The organism is Candidatus Poriferisodalis sp. (assembly GCF_965204195.1).
In the GTDB taxonomy this organism is placed as follows: domain Bacteria; phylum Actinomycetota; class Acidimicrobiia; order Acidimicrobiales; family Poriferisodalaceae; genus Poriferisodalis.
The window spans coordinates 1,248,194-1,272,811 of record NZ_OZ241975.1 but is presented as its reverse complement, the minus strand read 5'-3'; the positions used below and the strand labels follow the sequence as shown (position 1 = coordinate 1,272,811).

The 24,618-nt window shown below is 67.7% G+C and carries 15 protein-coding genes; 4 read left to right on the top strand and 11 right to left on the bottom strand.

What is annotated here, in order from left to right:
* Positions 1-88 precede the first annotated feature (88 nt).
* Positions 89-3,526 carry a carboxyl transferase domain-containing protein gene (locus ACOGI8_RS05630; RefSeq protein ID WP_419855908.1) on the top strand — a complete coding sequence of 1,146 codons (3,438 nt, stop codon included), beginning with the start codon at positions 89-91 and terminating at the stop codon, positions 3,524-3,526.
* 108 nt (positions 3,527-3,634) lie between these two features.
* Here the strand turns inward: ACOGI8_RS05630 and ACOGI8_RS05625 are convergent, their stop codons facing one another.
* From ACOGI8_RS05625 to ACOGI8_RS05605, 5 genes are all read right to left on the bottom strand, one after another.
* Positions 3,635-6,190: a CaiB/BaiF CoA transferase family protein gene (locus ACOGI8_RS05625; protein ID WP_419855907.1), complete on the bottom strand. Its 2,556-nt coding sequence runs from the start codon at positions 6,188-6,190 to the stop codon at positions 3,635-3,637.
* 72 nt (positions 6,191-6,262) lie between these two features.
* Positions 6,263-8,800 carry a CaiB/BaiF CoA transferase family protein gene (locus tag ACOGI8_RS05620; RefSeq protein ID WP_419855906.1) on the bottom strand — a complete coding sequence of 846 codons (2,538 nt, stop codon included), beginning with the start codon at positions 8,798-8,800 and terminating at the stop codon, positions 6,263-6,265.
* Between the two features lie 101 nt (positions 8,801-8,901).
* Positions 8,902-9,819 carry a hypothetical protein gene (locus tag ACOGI8_RS05615; protein ID WP_419855905.1) on the bottom strand — a complete coding sequence of 306 codons (918 nt, stop codon included), beginning with the start codon at positions 9,817-9,819 and terminating at the stop codon, positions 8,902-8,904.
* Positions 9,820-9,828: 9 nt separating this feature from the next.
* Positions 9,829-10,833: a hypothetical protein gene (locus ACOGI8_RS05610; RefSeq protein WP_419855904.1), complete on the bottom strand. Its 1,005-nt coding sequence runs from the start codon at positions 10,831-10,833 to the stop codon at positions 9,829-9,831.
* A 66-nt stretch (positions 10,834-10,899) separates the two neighbouring features.
* Positions 10,900-11,844: a hypothetical protein gene (locus ACOGI8_RS05605; protein WP_419855903.1), complete on the bottom strand. Its 945-nt coding sequence runs from the start codon at positions 11,842-11,844 to the stop codon at positions 10,900-10,902.
* 81 nt (positions 11,845-11,925) lie between these two features.
* Between ACOGI8_RS05605 and ACOGI8_RS05600 the strand changes: the two genes are divergently transcribed.
* Positions 11,926-13,992 carry a polysaccharide deacetylase family protein gene (locus ACOGI8_RS05600; protein WP_419855902.1) on the top strand — a complete coding sequence of 689 codons (2,067 nt, stop codon included), beginning with the start codon at positions 11,926-11,928 and terminating at the stop codon, positions 13,990-13,992.
* 70 nt (positions 13,993-14,062) lie between these two features.
* Here the strand turns inward: ACOGI8_RS05600 and ACOGI8_RS05595 are convergent, their stop codons facing one another.
* Positions 14,063-15,418 carry an LLM class flavin-dependent oxidoreductase gene (locus ACOGI8_RS05595; protein ID WP_419855901.1) on the bottom strand — a complete coding sequence of 452 codons (1,356 nt, stop codon included), beginning with the start codon at positions 15,416-15,418 and terminating at the stop codon, positions 14,063-14,065.
* 159 nt (positions 15,419-15,577) lie between these two features.
* Between ACOGI8_RS05595 and ACOGI8_RS05590 the strand changes: the two genes are divergently transcribed.
* The gene (locus ACOGI8_RS05590) at positions 15,578-16,336 is read left to right on the top strand and encodes an NUDIX hydrolase (RefSeq protein WP_419855900.1); all 759 of its coding nucleotides are present in this window, start codon (positions 15,578-15,580) and stop codon (positions 16,334-16,336) included.
* A gap of 101 nt (positions 16,337-16,437) precedes the next feature.
* Here the strand turns inward: ACOGI8_RS05590 and ACOGI8_RS05585 are convergent, their stop codons facing one another.
* Both ACOGI8_RS05585 and ACOGI8_RS05580 read right to left on the bottom strand, forming a co-directional pair.
* Entirely contained in the window at positions 16,438-17,748 is a 1,311-nt protein-coding gene (locus ACOGI8_RS05585) for an NAD(P)/FAD-dependent oxidoreductase (RefSeq protein WP_419855899.1), read from the bottom strand.
* A 60-nt stretch (positions 17,749-17,808) separates the two neighbouring features.
* Positions 17,809-19,230: an aminopeptidase P N-terminal domain-containing protein gene (locus ACOGI8_RS05580; RefSeq protein ID WP_419855898.1), complete on the bottom strand. Its 1,422-nt coding sequence runs from the start codon at positions 19,228-19,230 to the stop codon at positions 17,809-17,811.
* 58 nt (positions 19,231-19,288) lie between these two features.
* On the opposite strand from ACOGI8_RS05580, the gene ACOGI8_RS05575 reads away from it, so the two are divergent.
* Complete coding sequence (locus ACOGI8_RS05575; RefSeq protein ID WP_419855897.1) at positions 19,289-20,824, top strand: acyl-CoA carboxylase subunit beta; 1,536 nt, start codon at positions 19,289-19,291, stop codon at positions 20,822-20,824.
* A gap of 56 nt (positions 20,825-20,880) precedes the next feature.
* Here the strand turns inward: ACOGI8_RS05575 and ACOGI8_RS05570 are convergent, their stop codons facing one another.
* From ACOGI8_RS05570 to ACOGI8_RS05560, 3 genes are read right to left on the bottom strand one after another with little or no spacing between them, the layout of a single operon-like run.
* The gene (locus ACOGI8_RS05570; protein ID WP_419855896.1) at positions 20,881-21,966 is read right to left on the bottom strand and encodes a transglutaminase family protein; all 1,086 of its coding nucleotides are present in this window, start codon (positions 21,964-21,966) and stop codon (positions 20,881-20,883) included.
* Positions 21,963-22,955, bottom strand: coding sequence for an alpha-E domain-containing protein (locus ACOGI8_RS05565; protein ID WP_419855895.1), 993 nt, complete (start codon positions 22,953-22,955; stop codon positions 21,963-21,965). The genes ACOGI8_RS05570 and ACOGI8_RS05565 overlap by 4 nt, the downstream gene beginning before the upstream one ends.
* Complete coding sequence (locus ACOGI8_RS05560) at positions 22,952-24,451, bottom strand: circularly permuted type 2 ATP-grasp protein (RefSeq protein WP_419855894.1); 1,500 nt, start codon at positions 24,449-24,451, stop codon at positions 22,952-22,954. Before ACOGI8_RS05560 ends, ACOGI8_RS05565 begins: the two co-directional genes overlap by 4 nt.
* Positions 24,452-24,618: the final 167 nt, after the last annotated feature.

The window sequence follows — 24,618 nt, the reverse complement described above, 5'->3', positions numbered from 1 at the left end:
GCGGAAATGGCGCGCCGTGACTGCCGCGACGGGTTCGCGGCCGTTTGTGCCGGCGCCCAGCAGGGTCGGGAACAGGGAGACAGCATCGATGGGCCTCAAGAAGCTGCTGATTGCGAACCGCGGCGAGATTGCCGTGCGGGTGGCGCGGGCGGCCAGCGAGCTCGGCATCGGCACGGTTGCGATCGCCGGAGACGACGACGCTGCCTCGCTGCACACACGGGTCGCAGACGAGTCGGTCACGCTCGACGGCCGGGGTGTCGCGCCCTACCTCGACGTCGACCAGGTGATCAGTGCCGCTGCGGGGGCCGGCTGCGACGCGATCCATCCCGGCTACGGGTTCCTCGCCGAGAACCCGGCCCTGGCGCTTGCGTGCAAGGCCGCCGACATCACCTTCGTGGGGCCCAGCGCGCTCCAGCTTGAGCTCTTCGGCGACAAGCTCGCCGCTCGGGCGCTCGCGCAGCAGCACGACGTTCCGCTGCTGCCCGCCACCTCCGAGCCGACATCGGTCGAGGCCGCACAGGCGTTCTTCGCCGAGCACGGGCCGATGATGATCAAGGCTCTGGCCGGCGGCGGCGGGCGCGGCATGCGCGTTGTGCGCTCAGCCGACGAGCTCGAGGCGGCCTATGAGCGCTGCACCAGCGAGGCTGCCGCCGCGTTCGGCAACGGCGATCTCTACGTGGAGCAGCTGATCGAGCGTGCCCGCCACATCGAGGTGCAGATCGTGGGCGATGGCGAGTCGGTCGCCCATCTGGGCGAGCGGGAATGCACGCTGCAGCGACAGAACCAGAAGATCGTCGAGATCGCACCCTCGCCCACGCTCACGACCGATACCCGCCAAGCGGTCTGCGACGCCGCCACCGAGATGGCCAGAGCGGTCGGCTACCGCAGCCTGGGCACCTGGGAGTTCCTCATCGACGCCGACGACCCGAGCACGATCGCCTTCTGCGAGGTCAACGCTCGCATCCAGGTCGAGCACACGGTCACAGAGGAAGTCACCGGCGTCGATCTTGTGGCCGCGCAGTTGCGGATCGCCGGCGGCGCCCGCTTGGCCGATGTGGGGTTGGTGCAGCCAGACGTGCCATCGCCGCGCGGGTACGCCATCCAATGCCGCGTCAACACCGAGACGATGCAGCCAGACGGCACCTCGCGCCCAAGCGGCGGTGTGCTCGCCGCCTTCGAGCCTCCCACCGGTCCAGGGATACGCACCGACACCTACGGCTACGTCGGATACGGCACCAACCCCAGCTTCGACTCGCTGCTCGCCAAGGTGATCGCCTACAGCCCCAGCCGCGAGTACGCCGATGCGGTCCGTCGGGCACGCCGGGCCCTGGGCGAATTCCGCATCGACGGCGTGGCGACGAACCTGGGATTCCTGGCCGCGCTGCTCGATCGGCCCGAGGTGACCAGCAACGAGCTCACCACCAGCTTCGTGGCCGATCACGCCGAGGCGCTGTGCACCGCTGCTGCGCAGGCGGCATCGGTCTGGGCGCCGGCCGAGCCTGCAGCCACCGCTGGTGCCGGTGCCGGTGGACGTGCTGGTGCCACGGTCGGAGACGATCCGCTTGCGGTGCTGCACCACGGCGACATTGATGACGCCCCTGCCGACCGGGCCGCATCTGACGCTGTTCGGGCTCAAGCCATGGCATCGGGAACGGCCTCACTCCACGGCGTGCCGGTAGCGACCGTGACCGGCCCCGACGGCAGCATCGCCGTTGCGGCTCCGCTGCAGGGCACGATCGTCTCACTCGCTGTCGCCGAAGGCGATCCCGTCGCCGAGGGCCAGCAGGTCGCGGTGATGGAAGCGATGAAGATGGAGCACGTCGTGACCTCCACGGTCACGGGCATCGTGCGGATGCTGGGCGTGGCGCCCGGTGACACGGTGTACGAGGGGCACTCGTTGCTGTTCGTCGAGGAGGCCGAGGTTTCCGTGGAGCTCGCCGAAGCAGCCTCCTCGGTCGATCTCGACTACATCCGGCCCGATCTGGCCGAAGTGTTCGACCGTCGCGGCTTCGGCCTCGACGAGAACCGGCCCGACGCTGTTGCCAAGCGTCACGGTCGGGGCCACCGCACGGCGCGCGAGAACATGGCCGACCTCGTCGATGCGGGCACGTTCGTGGAGTACAGCCCGCTGATGGTGGCTGCGCAGCGCCGCCGCCGCTCGATGGAGGACCTGATCGCCAACACCCAGGGCGACGGCATGGTGGCGGGCGTGGCCAGCGTCAACGGCGACCTCTTCGGCCCCGAGCAGTCTCAGGCCATGGTGATGTCCTACGACTACATGGTGCTGGCGGGCACCCAGGGCGGGAACAACCACCGCAAGAAAGACCGCATGTTCGAGATCGCCGAGCACAACCGCCTGCCGGTGGTGCTGCTGGCCGAGGGTGGCGGCGGGCGGCCGGGCGATACCGACGGCATCGGCGGCTCGGGGCTGGACTGCTGGGCCTTCACCTTCTTCGCCCAGCTCAGCGGCTTGGTGCCGCTCGTGGGCGTCACCAACGGTCGCTGCTTTGCGGGCAACGCGGTGCTGCTGGGCTGCTGCGACGTGATCATCGCGACCGAGGGCTCGAACATCGGCGTCGGCGGCCCCGCCATGATCGAAGGTGGCGGCTTGGGCGTGTTCCGTCCCGAGGAAGTCGGCCCGGTCGACGTGCAGTGGCCCAACGGCGTGATCGATGTGCTGGTGGAAGACGAGGCCGAGGCGATCGTGGCCGCCAAGCAGTACCTGTCGTACTTCCAGGGCGCTGTCGACGAGTGGGAGTGCCACGACCAGCGCGAACTGCGGCACCTGGTGCCCGAGAATCGCCTGCGGGCCTACGACGTGCGCGACATCATCGACAAGCTCTGCGATGTGGATTCGGTGATGGAGCTGCGACGCGGCTGGGGGCCGGGTTGCGTCACGGCGCTGGCACGCATCGAAGGACGCCCGATCGGCGTGGTGGCCAACAACAACCACCATCTCGGCGGTGCGGTCGATGCCGACACCGGCGACAAGGCCGCCCGCTTCATCCAGCTCTGCGATGCGCACGACATCCCGCTGCTGTTCCTGTGCGACACGCCGGGGATCATGGTGGGACCCCAAGCGGAGTACGAGGCCACGGTGCGCCATGCGGCCCGCATGTTCGTGACGGCAGCCAACGTGACGGTGCCGTTCATGACCATCGTGCTGCGCAAGGGCTACGGGCTGGGAGCCCAAGCCATGGCCGGCGGCAGCTTCAAGGCGCCGACGTTCACCGTGTCGTGGCCGACCGGCGAGTTCGGCGGCATGGGCCTCGAGGGCTTCGTGAAGCTGGGATACCGCCGCGAGCTCGAGGCCATCGACGACCCGGAGGAGCGCATAGCGGAGTACGAGAAGCGCGTCGCCCGCCTGTACGAGCAGGGCAAGGCCGTCAACACGGCCACGTTCTTCGAGATCGATGACGTGATCGATCCCGCCGAGAGCCGCGACTGGATCCGCATGGCGCTGCTGGCAGCTCCCAAGCAGCCCCCGCGCACCGGCAAGAAGCGCCCCATGGTCGACACCTGGTAACGCCGGGCGCCCCTAGATACTCGGTTCGGCCGAGTACAAAATGCTCGGAAAAACCGAGTATTCGATACTCGGATTTTCCGAGTATCGAAGTTGCCCAGATCCATTCGGTCAGGCGAGGAGTTCGGCGACGGCGAGTTCGGCTATGCGGTCGCTGTCGTAGCCGAGCACCTCGGTGAGGATGTCGAAGGTGTGCTCGCCGAGCGTCGGGCCGCCGTAGGTCACCTGCGCCGGTGTGCGAGACAGCGCGAAGCGGGAGGCGTCCACGATGGTGGTGCCCTGCTTGGCGTGGGGCACCTCGACCTGCTGGCCCCGGTGGATCACTTGCGCATCGGCGGTGTACTCCGGCGAGTTCTGCACGATGTGCGCGGCCACGCCGACGTCCTGCAGGCGATGCATCAGCGCCACGCCGTCCTGTCCTCGGGCCCACCCGGCGATGATCTCGTCGAGCTCGTCGTGGCGCTCATGGCGTTCCGCCAGGGTCAGATCGCCCAAATCGCCCCGACCCATCAGCGCGGCCAGCGACTGCCATTGGGCGTCGTCGACGCACGAGATTGCAATCCAGCTGTCGTCGGGGACCACGGCGGCGAACTGACCACTCGCCGCCGTCTGGTACACGCCCTGGGGTGCGATGTGCCGGTCGCGGTTGCCCACCCGGTGCGCCACCCGGCCGTTCACCGTGCGGTCGAGCACCGCCGGCGCCAGCAAGTGCAGCGCCGACTCGGCCTGGGACATGTCGATGTACTGACCCTCACCGGTACGGCGCCGGTGCTCCAGCGCTCCCATCACTGCGGCCACCAGCCAGCGGGGCGAGGTGTAGTCGGTGTAGGCGCCGAACGGCCCGCACGGCGCCCGATCCGGCCAGCCCACTGGGTAGAAGAAGCCCGAGATCGCTGCGGCCATCGTTCCGAAGCCGGCCAGCATCGCCAGCGGCCCGGTCTGGCCCATCAGGCAGCTCGACGCCATGATCACGTCGGGCCGGCGCTCGCGCACCTGCTCCCAGCCCATCCCGAAGCCGGCCATGCCCTTCGGCGAGAACGACTCCACGATCACGTCGGCCCAGTCGATGAGATCCCAGATGACGTCCAACGCAGCCGGCTTGGACATGTCCAGGCAGATGCCCCGCTTGCCGGCGTTCATGTTGTTGTAGAGCGCCGAGTACTCCGGGTCGCCGATGTCGTCACGGAACGGTTGCAGCGAACGGGCCACTTCCAAGCGAGTTTCGGACTCCACCCGGATGATGTCGGCGCCGTAGTCGGCCAGCACCCGCGCCGCTGCAGGCCCGGCCATCGCCCACATGAAGTCGAGCACCTTGACGTTCTCCAGCGGCCGTGCGGTCGAAGCCGTCTGGGCGCTGACGTCAGCGCCGGTGGCCTCGATGCGAGGCCGCGACCGTGCCGGGGCCGCTTCGGGTGCGCTCAGCTCGGCCAGTACCTCGTCGGTGTGCTGGCCCAGCTTCGGCGGCGGACCGAGCGGTTGCATCGGCGTAGCACTGAAGCGCGCATAGCGGCCCGGGTAGCGCACCTCGGACGGGCCGCCGTCGCCGTCATCCAGATCCTGGGCGATGGTCTCCCAGTATTCACGGGCGGCCAGCTGGTGCGAGTTCACCACCTCGTCGGCCGTCCACACCGGGGTGATCAGCACCCGCCGGCTCATGGCCGCATCCAGCAACTCGGCCTTGGTCTTGGTGGCGAAGAAGTCGTGCAGGACCTGCTTCAGCCGCTCGTACTCCGAGATCGGCTCGCGGCCGTCGAGCAGCATCATGGCGTACTCGGTCCAGTTCTTGTCGCGGGTGGCTTCGTCGCAGAAGCCCTCCTCGCACACCCAGTCCATGAGGCTCTGCGTGAAGGCACGGAAGCCCGGCCCGAACAGGAACGTCACCGACGCATGCCCATCCTTGCACGGCCACATCAGCTGCACATGCAGACCCTCCACCAGCACCCCGCCGGCGTGGCGGGTCGGCGGCGTCGCGCCCAGCGGTGTGGAGAGCGCGTACGACTGGCATGCCTGGTTCATGCTCTGCTGGGCCGACATGTCCACGTGCTGGCCGAGACCCGAAACCGTCTGGCGCTCCCACAGGGCGATCAGCGCAGCGCCCGCAGCCTCGGAGGCCGCATTGTGGAACGCCTGCGGGAACAGACCCCCGGTGCGCACCGGTGCCCGGTCGGAATCGCCGGTCATCGCCATGTTCACCGCTGAGGCCTGCAACGTCAGATCCGAGACAGCCCAGTCGGCCTTGGGTCCGTCGGAGCCGAACGGCGAGATCGACACGTACACCAGCTCGGGATTGATCTCCGACAGAGTGCCGTAGCCCAGCCCCACAGCATCCATCTGGCCCGGGCCAGCCGATTCGATCAGGATGTCGGCGGCCGCGGCCAGTTCCCGCAGCGTGGCTGCACCATCGTCGGTCGCCAGGTCCAGCACCACGCTGCGCTTGCCCCGGTTGTACGCCCAGTGATGCAGCGAACGCTCGGGACCCTCAACATCGCCGGCAAAGGGGGCCAGGCGCCGGGCAGACGAACCCTCTGGCGGTTCCACCGCGATCACATCGGCACCCATCTGGGCGAGGATCGCCCCGCACAGGTGACCCCGCTCGTCGGTCAGGTCCAGCACCCGGAACGGGCTCAGCATCGAGGCGGTCTCAGAATCACTCGGGGCGTCAGGCATTCGCACATTTCAGCACGGACGCGCAGCGCTGTTCGGGCTTCGGCGCCGGGCCTTCTCGCAGCGACCCCGGCGCTACTCGAGCAGTTCTGCCACCGCCAGTTCTGCGATGCGGTCGCCGTCGTAGGCGAGCGTCTCGGTGAGCACCTCGAAGGTGTGCTCGCCGAGCGTCGGTCCGCCGCGATCCACCTGAGCTGGAGTGCGCGACATCACGAAGCGCGTGTTCTCGACCGTCGTGGTGCCTTGCTTGCCGTGCGGCACCTCGACCAGCGCGTTGCGGTGCAGCAGCTGCGGATCCACCGTGAACTCCGGCGAGTTCTGCACGATGTGGGCGGCCACGCCCGCAGCCTGCAGCTCGGCCATCAGCTCGTTGCCATCGCGGCCCCGGGTCCACGCCGAGATGACGCCGTCCAGCTCGTCGTGCCGTGCGTGGCGTTCGGCGGCGCTCAGCGACGCGAGGTCGTCGCGGCCCATGGCGCCGGCCAGCGCGGCCCACTGGCCGTCGTCGAGGCAGGTGATCGCGATCCAGTTGTCGTCGTGGTCCTCGCCGGCCGAGCTGCCCGCAGCGGTCTGGTATGCGCCCTGGGGCGCGAACACCATGTCCCGGTTGGCCGCCGATTCCCAGATGCGGCCGTTGGTGGTCCGCTCCAGCAGGGCCGGTGCCATTAGGTGCAACGCAGCCTCGGACTGGGACAGGTCCACGTACTGGCCACGGCCGGTCTGGCGCTTGTGCTCCAGCGCCCCCATCACCGCGGCCACCAGCCAGCGGGGCGAAGTGTAGTCGGTGTAGGCAGTGAACGGGCCGCAGGGTGCCCGGTCAGGCCATCCCACCGGGTAGAAGAACCCGGAGATCGCCGCAGCCATCGTGCCGAAGCCCGCCAGCATCGCCAGCGGCCCGGTCTGGCCCATCAGGCAGCTCGACGCCATCACCACGTCCGGTCGGCGCTGCTGCACTTGGGACCAGCCCATACCCCATCCGGTCATGGCCTTGGGGGAGAACGACTCCAGGATCACATCGGCCCAGTCGATGAGGTCCCAGATGACATCCAGCGCTTCGGGCTTGGACATGTCGAGCGCGAGACCACGCTTGCCAGCGTTCAAGTTGCTGAACAAACCCGAGCCGTCCGGGTCGCCGACGTCGTCGTGGAACGGCTGGATGGAGCGCACGGCGTCGAGCTTGTTGGCCGACTCGACCCGGATGATCTCGGCGCCGTAGTCGGCGAGCACCCGCGACGCCGCCGGCCCGGCCATCGCCCACATGAAATCGAGCACCTTCACGCCCTCGAGCGGCGGCGACGTGTGCGCCACCGGCGCAATCGACGCCGGCACCGCAGGCAGACGCTCCGACGCATCCAGCTCGGCCAGCACCTCGCCGGTGTGCTCACCCAGCGTGGGCGGGCGCCGCAGGTTGACCAGTGGGGTTTCGGTGAACTTCGCAAACGGGCCGGGATAGCGCACCGCAGCGGGATCGAACGAGCCTGCGCCGGCATCGGACACAACATCGCTGTGATCAACGTCCTCCCAGTACTCGCGGACCGCCAGCTGCTCGGCGTCGACCACCTCGCCGGTCGTCGACACCGGGGTGATGAGCAGCCGGCGACTCATCGCCGCATCGAGCAACTCAGACTTGGTCTTGGTGGCGAAGAACTCGGTCAGGATCTGCTTGAGCCGCTCGTACTCGGAGACCGGCTCGCGGCCGTCGAGCAGCATCATGGCGTACTCGGTCCAGTTCTTGTCTCTCGTTGCCTCATCGCAGAAGCCCTCGTCGTGCACCCAGTCCATGAGGTTCTGTGTGAACGCACGGAAGCCCGGCCCGAACAGGAACGTCACCGAGGCGTGCCCGTCGGCACAGGCCCACATGAGCTGGATGTCGATGCCCTGCAGGCTGGCACCGCCCGCGATGCGCTGGGTCACGGTGGCGTTCAGCGACGTGTTGAGCGTCGACGACATGGATGCCTGGCTCATCGACTGCTGGGCGGACATGTCGATGTGCTGGCCGAGCCCCGAGCGGGTCTGGCGTTCCCACAATGCGATGAGCGCAGCGCCGGCCCCCTCGGAGGCGGCGTTGTGCATGGCTTGGGGCAGCGTGCCGCCAGCGCGCAGCGGCGCACGGTCCTTGTCGCCGGTGACGGCCATGTTCACCGCAGAGGCCTGCAGAACCAGATCCGACGCCACCCAGTTGGCCTTCGGCCCGTCGCTGCCGAACGGCGTGATCGAGACGTGGATAAGCGCAGGGTTGAGCTCGGCCAGGACATCACGGCCGAGCCCCAGCGCTTCGGCCCCGCCCGGCTCGAAGCACTCGAACACGACATCGGCCCCAGCGATGAGCGCCTTGGCCTGCGCGACGCCTTCGGCCGTGCCCAGGTCAAGCACCACGCTGCGCTTGCCGCGGTTGTAGGACCAGTGGTGCAGCGAGCGCTCCGGTCCGTCGACATCGCCTGCGAAGGGGGCCAACCTTCGTGCCGACGAGCCTTCGGGAGGCTCGATCGCGATCACATCAGCGCCCATCTGGGCCCAGATCGCCCCGGCCAGGTGGCCGCGCTCGTCGGTCAGGTCAATGACGCGGTAGTCGGCCAGGACGCCCCGGGCATCAGAATTCGTTTCCCCACTCATGAGCACATTTCAGCACGCAGACCGACGGTGACTTGCCGAGGTGCGGACGCGGTGTGCGACGCACTCCCCACGAGCGGCTCAGGCCCGCGCAACCGCGCCGCTCAGTCGCCCAGTTCCGGCATCTCCCCGGTGCCCGGCCGGGACCGGCCCGACAGGTCCGCGTACATCAACGCATAGGCAATCGCCGACAGCGCACCGAGGATGGGTCCCGCAATCGCATTGGAGATGAAATCTCCGTAGGGACTCGGCAGCGCGAGCAAGCCAAACCACAGAATCAACCCCACCGCGATGTTCGCCGAGACAATCAGCGCCGACCGGCCCCACGTAGCCGCCTTGTTCCCGGCGATCAGTCGCCACCATTTCCTCCAAGACGGGAAACCCGGCTCCAGATACGCCATGACGTAATGCATCTGGACCAGCGGCGCGAAGTACACGACGGTGCCCACGATCCCCAAGAAGAAAGCGGCGATACCCAGATACGGGTGCATGAGGGACAACACGAACATGGCGATGCCGAGCGCGATGAGCAGCACCACAAACACTGCGAAGTAGATGATCGCCAGCAGGACGGCCTTCGGTACGCGCGCAAGCCCGGTCCCGAGCGAGCGTCCTATGGCGGTGTTGCGGCCCTCGACATCATCGAGCGCGACCAGCGAAAAGGCGATGGTCGTCGCCCAGCCCAGCAGCGAGACCAGCAGACTCACTGCGAACAGCAGCGCCGCATTGACCAAGCGATTTCCCTCGATGGAGTCGAGCCACGCTTCGAGCGACGCCTCGATCTCTTCGCTCGCGACGTCTTCCTGTGCTGTCAGGTCCATGAATTCTTCAAACCTGGGATTCTCGAAGACCTCGTCGCCGACGATGTCGAGAGCCGAGACGACTGCAGCAACCGAGACGACCGCGACGGCGGCGGCGACGATGGCGATGACAGCGACCTCGCGAAAGCGCCGGCCCACGACGCCGAACGTGCCCCCGATCAGGTCCCGAATGGGCCGGTGTCGCAAGTCGTCGTCAGCCACGGCGAGATGCTAGGCCGACTGTGATATGGGGACGTTGTTGCCGGCGCCCATTGCCTCGGTCCGTGTGACGTCCGTTTCCATGACGGCCTTGCCGGCGGAGATTCCTGCCAAATCGGCATAGAGGAGAGTGAAGGCGGTCGTCAGGACGGTGTCGACTACGACCACCGTGGCGACACTGAGGCAGAACCAGCCGACACTTCCGAACTGAACGGCAACGATCGCCCACGCCGCAGTGCTCGCAACGCGGACGATCTGCCAGAGCAGCACCCGACCCAAGACAGCAGCACGCTGTCCTCGAACGAGTCGGCGGGCCCGACGGAACCTGGGCCGTCGTTCTTCGATCTTGATCGCAGTGAAGTAGACGTTGATCTGCGGCGCCGCGTACGCAACGACACCCGCAACCAAGTAGCACCACGACATCAGGTAAGTCAGCTCGCGATCGAGCAAGTACAACTGCAGGAAGAACAGCGGTGCGGCGAATACTGCAAATACGAGAAGGCCGTATATGAGATTCGCGGTGATCAACCTGGGAAGTCGACGCGCCGCCAGTCGCAGAGCCGCACCCGGCGCGACCGTGCCGTCGGAGTCGGACTGCACGACGAGATTCGCCAAAGCCGTGGTGAACAGGTACGAGCCAATGACGCCAACCGCCCCGCCCACCAGGCCCACCAACGCAAGACGCAACCCGATATCGCCATCAACAGCCTCGTCGAAGATCGGCCGATAAGCCCATCGGTACGCGGGCCACAAGATCGCCAAGGCGACTACCGCGGGAAGAGCCACGACCAGGACGCTGCGCAAGTTCCGAACGGCGAAACTGAAGGTGTCACCGATGAGGGCCGATATGGGCCGCAGCCTGCCCGGGTCGGGTTCGGAGGGCTCCGCCCAGAAGAACGGCTCAGGCGGATCTGCAGGCGGTGCTTCAGGCGCTTCGACCGTGTCGAGGTGCGTCGCCCGAGGAATCTGGCGGATGATCTCCGGTGTCTCGAGATGACGTGGTCGCCCGACAGGCACGAGGCGAAGCTAGCGAGGAGATCGGCCGGGATCCGGCGGCGCCGTATCGGAAATGACACGCCGACGTCAGCTCGGCGATACGACCTCTGTCGGCGCCGATTTCTCCGCAGTGACCAGATCGGCGTAAATGAGCAGGTATGCGACCGCTGTGAAGACGAAGGTGAGCGGAGTGACGACCAAGTTGATGACCAGATCTCCATACAGGTCTGGCAACGGCATCGGTCCCAGCGACGCCGAGATCGCGATGCTGATGACCTGGATCGCCACGATGATGAGCACGACCCTGCCCCATATCGCTGCCTTGCGACCGCGCATCAGGCGCATCCACCGGCGCGGCGACGGCATACCGGGCGTCAGATAGGCCATCACGAAGTACACGGGCAGCAGCGGCCCGAACACGACCAGCAGGGGCAGAAGGGTCAACGCCCACAGGATGGCGAATGCCGAGTGCACCCAATACAGCAGAAAACACCCGGCACAGGCGACCGTGCCGAGCACCATCACCATGGCGAACACCTTCGGCAGTCGCCGGAATGCCACTGCCAGCGCTCGGCTCGCGCTGATCTCGCGGCCTTCGACATCATCTAGGGCCGTGTGAGTGGCAGCGATGTCCTGCACGAAGTAGCCGATGAGGCTGGCGAGGCCGAAGGCCACGAGGAGCACTATCGCTGTAGCAGTCGGGGTGACATCGAACGACTCAAGCCAAGTTCCATAGTTCGGCTGGCTGTCACCGAGCGGATCGGACAGCTCATCGATCATGGTGAAGAACTGCCCACCGAACAGCGCATTCAGGCCGAGGAACAGCATCACGAACGCAACGAGATAGCCGGCCGCGCCGATGAGCGCATATTCCCCCATCGGGCGCCAGCGTCTGCCGATGAGCGCAAACGTGTCGCGCAGCAGATGAGGGATGCGGCGGAGTTCGCCGGGCGCGAGCGGACGATGATGCCATTGAGGCCGTTCGGCACCCGGTGGGAGTGCCGGGCGAGGCCGCTGGTTGTCTTCAACCATGCGGTCATGCTATGTGCTCAGCACTTTGTGCGCGAGATAAGCGGAGCGTCGGAGAGCGACGGGCTGTTCTAGCGTCGGCGTATGCACGACGTGGCCGACCCGGACGACGCAGCCAGGCGAGCCGACACGGCACCTGGCCTGATTGCACCGCTGCCGCGCAGCTTGCCGCCCCATCGCGTGCAGTACCTGCCGATCGTCGACCGGCCGCGTATCCGGTGGCCCAACGATGCGCGGGTGGCGTTGTGGATCGCCCCCAATGTCGAGCACTACGAGTTCCTGCCGCCGCGTGATCCCCAGCGCAACACCTGGACGCGCTCACCGCATCCCGATGTGCAGGGGTATGGCTACCGCGACTATGGCAACCGGGTGGGCTTCTGGCGCATGGCAGAGGTGCTTGACCGCTTCGGCGTGGTCGCCACGGCCTCCACCAATCTCGCCGTGTTCGACCACTACCCCGAAGTCGGCGCTGCGATGGTCGAGCGCGGCTGGGAGATCATGTCCCACGGCATCTACAACACCCGCTACATCTCCTCGATTGACGAGACCGCCGAGCGGGCGTTCCACATCGAGTGCATCGAGGCGCTGCGCAGCCACACCGGCCAGCAGCTGCGGGGCATGCTCGGCCCGGCGGTGTCCAACACTGCGGCGACGCCCGACCTGATGGCCGAGGCCGGGTTGATCTACCACGCCGACTGGTTCCACGACGACCAGCCCGTGCCGCTCGCAACCCGCAGCGGGCAGCGGCTGGTGTCGGTGCCCTATTCGATGGAGCTGAACGACGTGCCTGTGTTCACCCAGCACCACGACACGAGCGAATTCGTGGCGATGGCGAAGGCGCAGCTCGATGTCCTGCGACGCGAAGCCGACGACGACGCCGGCGGCCGGGTGATGTGCGTGGCGCTGCACCCCTACCTGATGGGCATGCCGCACCGAGTCGATGGGCTGGCGGCGATGCTCGATTACCTGATGAGCCACGACGACGTGTGGCAGACCACGGCCAGCCAGATCGCCCAGCACTTCATCGACCATCACTACGACCACTTCGTCGCCCACGAGCCTGAGTCGCCGATCGCTCGACCCAAGGTTGCGGTGACGGCCGCAAGCTCGGCCGGCACCGCTACTGCCAACCTCGGCTCGGCCAGCCACGCAGTCGGGAGCGCCGCTACCGAGGACCAGGCCCAGGGCTACGAGTTCGGCCCGGCCCAACACCAGCACGGCATGGACCATCCCTACTACGACTGGTGGCCACTGCCGAGCCGGCCCCGATTCGAGTGGCCCGACCGCAGCCCGCTCGCCGTCGGCGCGGTCGTCGTGCTCGAGCACGTCGAGTGGGAACCTCCCCCCGACGCCTACTCGCTGCGCCGTCGCAGCGGCGGGCTGGCACGCCTGCCCGCCCCCGATTACCCCCAGCTCACGATCCGCGAGTACGGCCACCGGGTCGGCATTTTCCGCCTGCTCGAACTGCTGGAACGGCATGGCATCGCCGCCACCGTCGCCGTCGACGCGCTCACCGCGGAGCACTACGGATGGCTGGTCTCGCACCTGGTCGAGCGCGGATGCGAGATCGCCGGGCGGGGTGTCGCAGCCACCCGGCTCATCACCTCCAAGAGCACCGAAGAAGAAGAGCGGGACGCCATTGCTCGCAGTATCGACGCCATCGAGTCTGCGGCCGGCGTCCGCCCCACCACGTGGTTCTCCGCTGAGGGAGTCGAGTCGTTCCGTACCCCGGCGCTGCTGGCCGAGGCCGGCGTCGACACCGTGCTCGACTGGCCCAACGACGAGCAGCCCGTGCTCATGACGACGGACGGGGTGCTGGCCGGTGTGCACCGTCCCGAAGGCACGGCGCCGATGGTGTCGCTGCCGCTGTTCCTCGAAGCCGACGACGAGTTCGCCCTGTGGCACCGGCGTGTGTCACTCGACGGCTGGCACGACATCATCACCGGCGCTGCAGCCCGCATGCACCAAGACGGCACCAAGCACCCCGCCGGAAACCGCCTGCTCATGCTGACCCTGCGCCCCTGGCTGTCGGGCCAGCCGTTCCGCGCTCAGGCGCTCGACAAGGCTCTCGCCCAGGTGACCGCTCTCCGAGGTCTCCACACAGCCGCCGCAAGCGACTTGGCCGCCCACGCCCGCTTGGCGTTGGGCTGAGACGGTTGATCAACCGCGATTCGCCCGTCCCTACCCCTCACGCAATCGTCGCTGCGGCGACAAGCGACGGCTAGGCCAGGCGCCAGGTTCCCGGCTTGGGAACGGGCAGGCCGAGGTGGTCACGCAGCGTTGTGCCTGCGTACTCGGTGCGGAACAGGCCGCGGCGCTGCAGCTCGGGCACGACCAGCTCGACGAAGTCTTCGAAGGCTCCTGGCATGTGGGTGCCCGCGATCACGAATCCGTCGACCGCGCGCTCGGTGAACCATTCCTCGAAATAGTCGGCCAACTCGACAGGGCCGCCCACGGTCGGGTGCGCCAGCCGGCCCCGGCCTGACACCTGTACGAAGTCCCGCACGGTGGGGTTGGCGCGCCCGGTGATCTGCAGCACTTGGTTGCGGATGCCCTGGATGCCGGTCATGGCGTCGAGGTCGTCGTCGGACAGCGGCTCGTCCAGCTCACGGCTGGCGAAATCGAAGTTCAGCCCCTCCGACAGCAGCGAGAGGTCGTCCACCAGCGTCGGCAGCTCGTCGTAGGCGGCACGGCGGTCCTCGGCTTCGGCCATGGTGCGGCCCACTACGGGGAACGTGAGGTTGGTGATCTTGACCTGATCGGGATCGCGGCCGAGCGCCGCGATCTGGGACTTCACCGCGGCGTAGTGCTCGACGGCACTGTCGAGCCGCACTTGGCTGACAAAAAGCAGCTCGCCCCAGCGAGCGGCAAACGTGGTGCCGCGGCCGCTCTGGCCGGCCTGGATGACCACCGGATGTCCCTGCGGTGTGCGGGGCACCGTGAACGGCCCACGAGACGAGAACCACTGCCCCTGGTGATCGAGCCGGTGCACCCGATCGCCGTGGGCATACAGCCCCGCCGCCCGGTCGGCGGCAATCGCCTCGGCCTCCCACGTGTCCCAGTGGCCGTGCACCACCTCCATGAACTCGTCGGCCCGGTCGTATCGCTCGTCGTGCGCGGGCGCTTGAGCAAGGCCCATGTTGCGGGCCTCGTTGTCGTTGACGGAGGTGACGACATTCCACGCCGCTCGCCCGCCGGTGAGATGGTCCAAGGTCGCAAACACACGGGCCACGTGAAAAGGCTCGTAGTAGGTGGTCGAGTAAGTGGCGCCCAAGCCGAGCCGCGTGGTGGCCATGCCCATTGCGGTGAGCACCGTGACCGGGTCGAGCTTCACGCAGCGAATACCCGCCTCCACCGTGTGCCGGTGGTCGCCGCCGAACATGTCGGGCATCGCCAGCCGGTCATCAAAGAAGCCGAGATCGAAGCAACCCGCTTCGAGCACTTGGCCGATGTGCCGGTAGTAGTCGAAGCTGGTGACGTCGTGGCGGGCGTCGGGATGCCGCCAGGCGGCGGGGATGGTCGTGCAGTTCTGGGCCTGCAGGAATCCCACCAGCACGATCTGGCGCTGAGCGTTCACGACCAGCGATCGTAGAGAGCAATCGCACGCAAAGACGGCTCACCGGCGGCGGCGCTCACTGATCTGGCTTCATCACGTCCTCGTCGGATCGGCAGCGGGAGAGCCGTGGTGTCAGACTCTGCGGCCATGCCGAGCGCTGCGTCGAGCCCGAATCGAGTGATGAGGCCGGCTCGCGAGATCGCGCACGATGCTGCGCTGCGGGAACGACTGGTAGCCAACCTGGCCCGCCATGAGGTGCACCAACACCCGGGCGAGGGACGCAAGCACGCTGCGGTCGCAGTGATCGTGCTCGACAGCGACGCCGAGCTGCACGGCTCCGACCCCGCATTCAGCGGCCTCGGCGCCGAGGAGCGGCGCGAGTTGCTGGCGGACATCCCGGGCGCCGCCGACGATCCGACGCTGACCGGCGATGTCGAGGGAACAGCCGGCGGTGCATCGGTGCTGCTGACCCGGCGAGGCTCACACCTGCGCGGCCACCGGGGCCAATGGGCACTGCCGGGCGGCCGGGTGGACGACGGCGAGACCGTGCTCGAAGCAGCCATCCGCGAGTGCTCCGAAGAAGTCGGCCTGGAGCTGACCGGCGATGACCTGCTCGGCCGGCTTGACGACTACCCCACCCGCTCGGGCTACGTCATCAGCCCGTTCGTCTTCTGGCTGACCGACGACCGCGAGCCGGTAGCGAATCCCGCCGAGGTGGCATCGGTGCATCGGGTGTCGCTGCGCGAGCTGATCCGGCCCGACTCTCCCCGATTCGTCAGCATCCCCGAAAGCGACCGTCCCGTCGTGCAGGTACCCATCGGCGGCGACCTCATCCACGCCCCCACCGGCGCCGTGCTCTACCAATTCCGCGCCGTCGCTTACGACGGCCTCAACACCCGCGTCGACGAACTGGAGCAGCCCGTGTTCGCATGGCGTTAGCCATGCGAACCATCAGACGCAGTGCATGGCGTTAGCCATGCGAACCATCAGATCCAGTGCATGGCGCTAGCCAAGCGAACCATCAAACACAGCGCCTGGGGTTAGCCGAGCACCGACATCGACGAACCGTGGAGATCGCGGTTGCGTGAGAACGTGCCCATGTCGATGTCGAATCCGGTGTGCTTGCCGGTCACCACGACCGGGTCGGCATCGTGGTCGTGGTCGGCTTCGACCGCACCGATCAGCTCGGCCATGCAGTGACCGGCCACCGCAGCGTTCTTGAACTGATTGCCGCTGGTGCCGATAGCCACATAGAACCCGTCGAGCGAGGTGCGGTCGTAGATGGGGATCCAATCGTCGGTCACGTCGTACACACCCACGACGCCCCTCGGCTGGTGCGGCAGGCCGAGTTCTGGCATGCGCCTGGCAAACCGCAAGACGTGGGTTTCCCATTGCTCGCGGGTGAGGTCTTGGGAGCAATCGTCGACCTCGTCGGCGGTAAGCCATTCCAGGTCGGTCATGTCGAGTTCGAGCGAGCCGATGAGGATGTTGTTGCCCACCTCGGGTCGCACGTAGCAGCCGCAGTCGTCATCGGCCATCGCCGCGCCGACGCGCTCGAAGTCGACCCCAGCCGGTGACGGCACGTGGTACACCTCCTTGCGCTGCGGCCGGGTGCTGACCGTCATGTCGTCCAGCACACCCGCCAACTCGTTGATGGCGCTGCTGTGCGGACCGGCGACATTCACGACCACTGGTGCAGCCAGCACTTCGCCACCCGCCAGCACGACTCCTTTGGCTCGTCCTGATCCGGCGATCCCCACCACGGTTTCGCCGAAGCGAAACTCTGCCCCTGCGGCTTCCGCCGCCAGTCGAAGATTGTGGGCCGCGAGCTGCGGGTCGCCGACGTAGCCGGCTTCGGGCGTCCACAGCGCACCTTCGAGATGCGATGTCGGCTCGGACCAGAAGTCGGGATCGGCGATCTGCCGGGGCGGTCCGAACTGCGACAGGTCGAAGTGGCCAAGCCGGGCGGCCGCCTCGTCACGATCCCAGATCTCGTAGGGCACGCCGAGCGCGTCGAAATGCGGGACGGGCAGCAGGTGCGGACCGTCGCCGCTGATCAGCGTGAGCATCCCGCATTTGGTGAACGTGGAGTAGCCGGCCTCGTCGCAGTCGCCGATGTGGGTGGGCCAGTTCAGCCAGTACTGCAAGCCTTCGTATGACATCGCCACCCCCGCCCGGGTGGAATACGTGAACCGCACGATGGCCGATGAAGCGCTGGTGGAACCCTGGCCGGCCCCTGGGTTGCGATCGACACCCACCACCCGCCAGCCGCGCCGGGCCAGCTCACAGGTGACGGCATTGCCGATGACGCCCGCTCCGATGACAACGGCGTCGTAGCTCTGCCCGCTCATCGGCTCAGCCTCCGGAACCGGCCGCAGGGCCCGAAGTGCATGGGGTGGGCAATTCCCGTCTCAGCCGATGCGGATCGGCTTGTCGATCGCCGCGGTCAGCACCTCGGGATCGCCATCGGTCACCAGCACGTCGTCCTCGATGCGGATGCCGCCGAAGCCCCGCAGCTCGTCGACGCGCTCCCACACGACGCTCTCGGCGAACTTCTCCCGTCGGGCCGGGTCGCACAGTAGGGCGTCGATGAAGTAGATCCCGGGTTCGACGGTGGTCACCATGCCCGGCCCGAGCACTCGGTCAGGTCCCAGCTTGGACAGCACTGGATCGTCGCTCGGTTCCCGGCTGTAGGGGATGCTCGTGATGTCGTGCACCGACAGGCCGAGCAGGTGGCCGAGCCCGTGGGGGAAGAACAACGCCACCGCGCCGGCTGACACAAGTTCTGCAGGGTCGCCCTGGAGCACGCCCAACTCGACGAGGCCGGCACCCAGGATGCGGGCGGCAGCCAGGTGCACCTCCTTCCAAACGATGCCGGGGCGGCACATGTCGATGGTCTGCTGCTGGGCGCTGAGCACCAGCTTCCACAGGAACTCCTGCTCGTCGGTGGGATCAGCACCCACGACCATCGTGCGGGTGACGTCGCTGGCGTAGCCGCCGAACTGCGCGCCGGCATCGATGAGCAGCAGGTCGCCAGCTTCGACGGTGCGAGTCGCGGGACGCAGCGGATCATCGCCTGCATAGACGTAGTGCAGGTAGGCGCCGTGCGGCCCAGAGGCAACGATGCTGTCGTAGGCCACGCGGGGTGCTCCTGCGGCGTAAAACTGCGCCTCCATGCCGACCTGGATCTCACGCTCGGTCATGCCAGGCGCCGCATGCTGGTACACCCACTCGAATCCTGCCGTGCTGGCCGCAGCAGCCTGACGGATGTCGTCGAGTTCCGCATCGTCCTTGGTCATGCGCTCCAGCGCGATGGCAGCGCTGAGCCGCAGCACCGTCGCTTCGGTCGAGGCATCAGCGTGCTCGTCGGCATTGTCGCCCGGCGCGGTCTCCGCTGCGGCATCGGCTGTATCAGCGTCAGGCGTGTCAGCCTTGTCCGGCGCTGCCGACGAGGGAAGCGCCTGGGGCATTGCTGCGCCCGCGCCCAGCTCGATGACTGTGCGTTCGCCACGCTGTTCCAGCCAAGCGCCCAGTTCGTCCAGCGGCTGACCGACGGGTGTCGGCGGCTGCTCCCAGACGAGCCGCTCGGACGTGAAGCGGGGCCCGAACAGCTCCCACTCGCCAGCGGCGGCGTCGAAGGCCAGCGTCGTGCCCGGCGAGCCCACCGCCGTCAGGTAGGCGATATCAGGATGGGGCAGGAACGCAAAGTGCTGATCGGTCCCCGACCAGCTTGCCGGCTCGCCAGCGCGCAAGACCACGACCTCGTCGGTGAGCTCCCAGCGCTTGGCCACCCGCGCCCGCCGCTCGGCCAACACCTCATCCGTCGGCTTCACGCCGCGCACCCTAACGCCACGGGTTCGCCTACCGGCTCAGCCTCTAGGTTCTTGCTGCGTGAGTGACGAAGCTTCTCCGGAATCAGATGCGCCTCCGCTGCTGGCCAAGGCCATGGCGGCCAAGGAAGCCACGCTCGACGAGGCGCGGCCCACAGCGGTTGCGCGCCAGCATGCCCGGGGTCGGTGGACCGCACGGGAACGCATCGCTGCGCTGTTCGATCCCGACACGTTTGTCGAGTACGGCCAGCTCGCGCAGCCCCAGATCCGCTCGCTGGGCGATGCGCCAGCCGACGGCCTGGTCATGGGCGTCGGGCAAGTGGACGGCGTCGCGGTGTGCGCCTTCACCTACGACTACACGGTGATGGGCGGCAGCCAGAGCCCGACCAACCATCGCAAGATGGACCGGATGATGGAGGTGGCCGAGCGCAACCGCTGGCCGGTCATCTTCTGGTCGGAAGGCGCCGGGGCACGCGCCACCGAGCTGTTCTACGACAGCGGCACGGTCACCACCTTCATCCAGCTCGCACGGCTCTCCGGCCTGGTGCCGATCGTCACGATCCTGTCGGGGCCGAGCTTCGCCGGCCAGGCCAACATCGCCGGCACCTCCGACGTGGTGATCGCGACCCAGGACTCCACGCTGGGCATCTCGGGGCCGCCGCTCGTGAGGTCCGCGACCGGCGAGGACTTGACCCCCGAAGAACTCGGCCCCATGTCGATGCACGAGCGGGTGGGCACGATCGAGTTGGTCGTCGACGACGAGACAGCGGCACTGCAGACGGCGCGCCGGTACCTGTCGTACTTCACCGACGTGGCGACTCCCCCGCCGCCGGTCGCCGCGGACCAAACCCCGTTGCGCACGATGGTGCCCGAGAACCCCCGGCGTGCCTATGACGTGCGCAAGATCGTGGAGATCCTGGCCGACGAAGGGTCGGTCCTGGAGCTGCGCCCGAAGTTCGGCCGGTGCCTGTCAACGTCGCTGTGCCGGATCGACGGGCACCCCATCGGCGTGCTGGCGAACAACCCGATGTTCGGTGCCGGCGCGATCGACGCCGAAGGCTCGGCCAAGTTCTCGCGCCATGTCGAGCTGTGCAATGCCTACGACCTGCCGCTGCTCTTCCTGTGTGACACACCGGGCTTCATGATCGGGACGGCTGCGGAGAAGTCAGCCCTCGTGCGTCACAGCGCCCGCACCCTGGTGGCGCTCAGCGCTACCGACGTGCCGATCCTCAGCGTGATCCTGCGCAAGGCATACGGCCTCGGCTACTACGCGATGGGCTCCGACGCGCTCGACCCCGACCTGTACGTCGGCTGGCCGACCGCCGAATTCGGCGGCATGGGCCTCGAAGGAGCGGTGAACATCGTGTTCCGCGACGAGCTCGAGGCGGCGCCCGACGACGCAACCGAGCGTGAGATCCGGGATCGGCGCGTCGCCGAGTGGAAGGAGCGCAACACCGGTCTGGAGTTCGCCCGATCATTCCTGCTCGACGACATCATCGATCCGGCCGAGACGCGAGGCATCGTCGCCCGACTCCTAGCGACGCTGCCCTCGCCGCAGCCGCGTCAAGGCCGCAAGCACCCGATCGACCCCTGGTAGCGGCACACAGCCCGCGAGCCCCGATCGACCCCTGGTCGCAGCGCCCGCTGGGCGCGCTACTGCTGCTGTTGCTGGGCTGCCTGCTGCTGGGCGCTCGTGTCGGTCGCCGGAGGGTTGACCGCGACCCGGGCCTGGCGACGGATCGGCTCGGTGACCATTGACATCGGCGCCGTCGGCTGGGCGATGATCACCTCGGCGTCCACCTTGGCATCAGCCGTGCCATTGAACACGCCGCGCACCGGCGGGACATCGTTGTAGTCGCGGCCGTAGCCGATCACCACATGCCGCTCGCTCACAGACCCGCCGTTGGTGGGATCAAGGGCATGCCAGCCGTAGCCGGGCACCGCAGCTTCGATCCACGCGTGCGTCTGCACCGAGATGGCCGTCGGCGTTGCAGCCGGTGCGCGCTCGGGGGCGAAGACGTCCTCGCCGACAAGGCCATGGCTGTTCCCGCCATTGCTGGCGTTGGGTGCTTCGGCGCCGGCAGCAGGCCCACCGTCATCGGAACCCTCGTCGAGCCGTGTTTCGTCCAGCGCGAACAGGTAGCCCGAGACATAGCGCGCGGGGATGCCGATGCAGCGCAGCATGCCCACAGCCAGATGGGCGAAGTCCTGACAGACCCCTCGGCCGCCGTCGATCAGCTCCTCCAGCGTCACACCGATGGAGGTGGAGCCGCGCTCGTAGGTGAGCACCGTGGGCACCGCCTGGGCCACGGCCAGCACGCGCTCGCAGACATCGTCGGCAGCACCGCGGACGGCCCATGACGCCACTTCGTCCACCAACTCCCCCCATTGCACATGCTGGGACGGCGCCAGATATTCGACGTGCTGGTTGACGAACTGCTGATCGCCCAACCGCTCGCAGCTCACCGGCGCCGGGGCGCCGTCGGTCGGTGTTGTCTCCACGGAAGCTTCGGCAACCACCAGCAGATCGTCATGCGGTGCGCGCATGCCCAGGTGGTCGACGGTCGTGCCGAAGTAGTCGCGCGTCTGCAGCACACGGGTCGCCGGGGTGGTCGTCAGCCGGTACGACAGCACCTGCTGGCGCAGATCGTCGCGGGGCCGCACGCGGATCTCGTTCTGCGACTCCGAGACGGGCTCCGCGTACGTGAAGTGCAGCCGGTAGGCGATGTCGAGTCTCATTGCGGCCTGCCGTTCCCGTCTCCGGGCCGCACGAACTGTGCATGCACTTCGGCGAAGCTCGATCTCGCCACCGTGCTGGCGTGCACATCGGCAGCGAGCTCGGCCAACGCCGAGCCCAAGAACGCCAGCTCAGCATCGGGTTCGGCCAGCAGCGTGTCGAGCTCGCCGTACTCCAGATGCGCTCGCAGGGCCCCGGCGCGCCGGCGGGGGGTGGCGACGGCACCCGCGGCCGCTGCCAGATCCTCCAAGCGCAGCTCCACCCGGCCGAGGCACCACAACACCGAGCGGGGCATTTGCTCGTGCTGCAAGAGGAACTTTGCGACTGCATGCCACTGCGGCGAGTGCCCCAGCTCGCGCCGGGCGGCCTGCAGCGAGTGTGTGAACGCCAGCAGGCGGTTCCCGTCGAACACATCGCTCCCGGTGCCCAGACCCGACTTCAGCAGTTCCACCGTCAGGATCGACCGTTCGAGCAGCCGGCCAGCCTCCATGAACGCGTACCCCTCGTCACGGCTCATCGACTCGGTCATGACGCCGCTGAGTGAGCGACATCCCCGCCGGGCCGTGATCACCGACATGCGCGACACCTCGCCGCCGGTCTGCTCCCGAGCGGCAGCACCGACGGACTTGGCGCTCTGCATGAGGATGTGCAGGCTGTTGGCCTCCTCCCAGAGCTCCACCGGGATGCGGTCGCGCACGATGCGCAGGTTCTCCCTCACCGCCTCCACAGCCGACACCACCGAACCCGGATGCGAGTCGTCAGAAACCAGGAAATCCATGACGGCATACGGGCCGGTGCCGACCTGGGCCGCTACGAATGCGTCCTGCAGCCCGAGCGCCTGCACGAGCCGGCGGGAGGCCAACCGGGCCTCAGTGGCCTGACGGTGCATGACGGCATTGGTCTCGACCGACACGCACCGGGCGATGGTGTCCGCCCGCTCCAAGTAGCGACCGGCCCACAGCAGGGAATCGGCGTGGCGGGCCAGGATCACGTTCGAGGCCCCATCGGCGCGGAGCTGTGCGAGCCCGCCTGCGTCTCGCCCTGTGGGGCGAGCACCCAAGTGTCCTTCGAGCCGCCGCCCTGTGAGGAATTCACGATCAGCGAGCCCTTGCGCATGGCCACCCGCGTCAGGCCGCCAGGAAACACCTGCGTGCGCTCCCCGGTGATCACGAACGGGCGCAGGTCGAGGTGGCGCGGCTCGAGCACGTCATCGCACATGGAGGCCAGCGTCGACAGCTCCACTACCTCCTGGACCACCCAGTTGCGCGGATCGGCCTCGATATCCGCCCGAGCGTTCGCCAATTCCTCGTCGGTGGCGTTGCGCCCGATGACGATGCCGTAGCCCCCCGACTCGCCCACCGGCTTGATGACCAGCTCGTCGAGCCGTTCGAACGCGGCCTCACGCTGATCGGGCTCCCACATCACATACGTCTCGACGTTGGGCAGGATCGGCTCCTCGCCGAGGTAGTAGCGGATCAGGTCGGTCACGTAGGGGTGGATGGCTTTGTCATCGGCAACGCCGTTGCCGACGGCATTGCAGACGGTCACCGTGCCCGCACGCATGGCGCCCAGCAGCCCCGGCACGCCGAGCGTGGAGTCGGGCCGGAACGACACCGGGTCGAGGAAGGAGTCGTCGATGCGCCGGTAGATCACGTCCACCGGAACCAGGCCCTCGATGGTGCGCAGGTACACGACATGCTCGTCCACCACCAGGTCGGGCCCTTCGACGAGCTCCACGCCCATCTCCCGGGCCAGGAACGCGTGCTCGAAGTACGCCGAGTTGTAGATGCCTGGCGTCAGGATCACGATGAGCGGCTTTTCACCCGCCCCGGTGGGCGCTACCGACTCGAGCGCCGTGCGCAGCATCCGGCCGTACTGGCCGACAGGTTCCACGGTGTGGTCTTCCCACACACGGGGGAACGCTCGGGTCATCGCCGCCCGGTTCTCGATGACATAGCTGATGCCGCTCGGGTTGCGCAGGTTGTCCTCGAGCACCCGGTACTGGCCCTCGGCGTCGCGCACCAGGTCGATGCCAGCGATCACGCAGTGGGCGTCGTGCGGCACGCTGACACCGAACGCATTGCGCTCGAAGCCGTCCGACGACTGCACCAGCCATGCGGGCACGACGCCGTCAGCCATGGCCGCCCCCTCGCCGGTGTAGATATCGGCCAGGAACCGGTTCAGGGCGGTGACGCGCTGGGCCAGGCCCCGCTCGATGTCCTGCCACTCGGTTGCGGCGATCAGCCGGGGGAAGAGGTCCATCGGCCAAGTCCGCTCGGTGCCCTGCGAATCGCCGTACACCGTGAACGTGATGCCTTGGCGGCGAAACTCCTCTTCGATGATGCCCTCGCGGCGCCGCAGCTCGGCCGAGTCGAAGTTGGAGAAGCGCTCCACGATGGCGGCGTAGAGCGGGCGGACGTTGCCGTCACGATCAAACGCCTCGTCGTAGGCGGGGAACTCGGCGTCAGGCTTCCGCAGCTCCGCCATGGCCCATTTGATAGCGCGTCACGGCTTGTGCCGGTGCCATTGTCGCCGTGGACGGCACGGCCGAAGCCTGCGATTTCCGTAGGAGAGCCGTACCCCACCGACCGCAGTTCCTGTTGTCTGTATGCCGCCACTCGCGACGCTTGGCATTCTCCGAGACTCATTGACGC

Coding starts and splice junctions, on each gene's coding strand:
- ACOGI8_RS05630 (WP_419855908.1), top strand. CDS start 89: ATGGGCCTCAAGAAGCTGCTGATTGCGAACCGCGGCGAGATTGCCGTG.
- ACOGI8_RS05625 (WP_419855907.1), bottom strand. CDS start 6,190: ATGCCTGACGCCCCGAGTGATTCTGAGACCGCCTCGATGCTGAGCCCG.
- ACOGI8_RS05620 (WP_419855906.1), bottom strand. CDS start 8,800: ATGAGTGGGGAAACGAATTCTGATGCCCGGGGCGTCCTGGCCGACTAC.
- ACOGI8_RS05605 (WP_419855903.1), bottom strand. CDS start 11,844: ATGGTTGAAGACAACCAGCGGCCTCGCCCGGCACTCCCACCGGGTGCC.
- ACOGI8_RS05600 (WP_419855902.1), top strand. CDS start 11,926: ATGCACGACGTGGCCGACCCGGACGACGCAGCCAGGCGAGCCGACACG.
- ACOGI8_RS05590 (WP_419855900.1), top strand. CDS start 15,578: ATGAGGCCGGCTCGCGAGATCGCGCACGATGCTGCGCTGCGGGAACGA.
- ACOGI8_RS05585 (WP_419855899.1), bottom strand. CDS start 17,748: ATGAGCGGGCAGAGCTACGACGCCGTTGTCATCGGAGCGGGCGTCATC.
- ACOGI8_RS05570 (WP_419855896.1), bottom strand. CDS start 21,966: ATGAGACTCGACATCGCCTACCGGCTGCACTTCACGTACGCGGAGCCC.
- ACOGI8_RS05560 (WP_419855894.1), bottom strand. CDS start 24,451: ATGGCGGAGCTGCGGAAGCCTGACGCCGAGTTCCCCGCCTACGACGAG.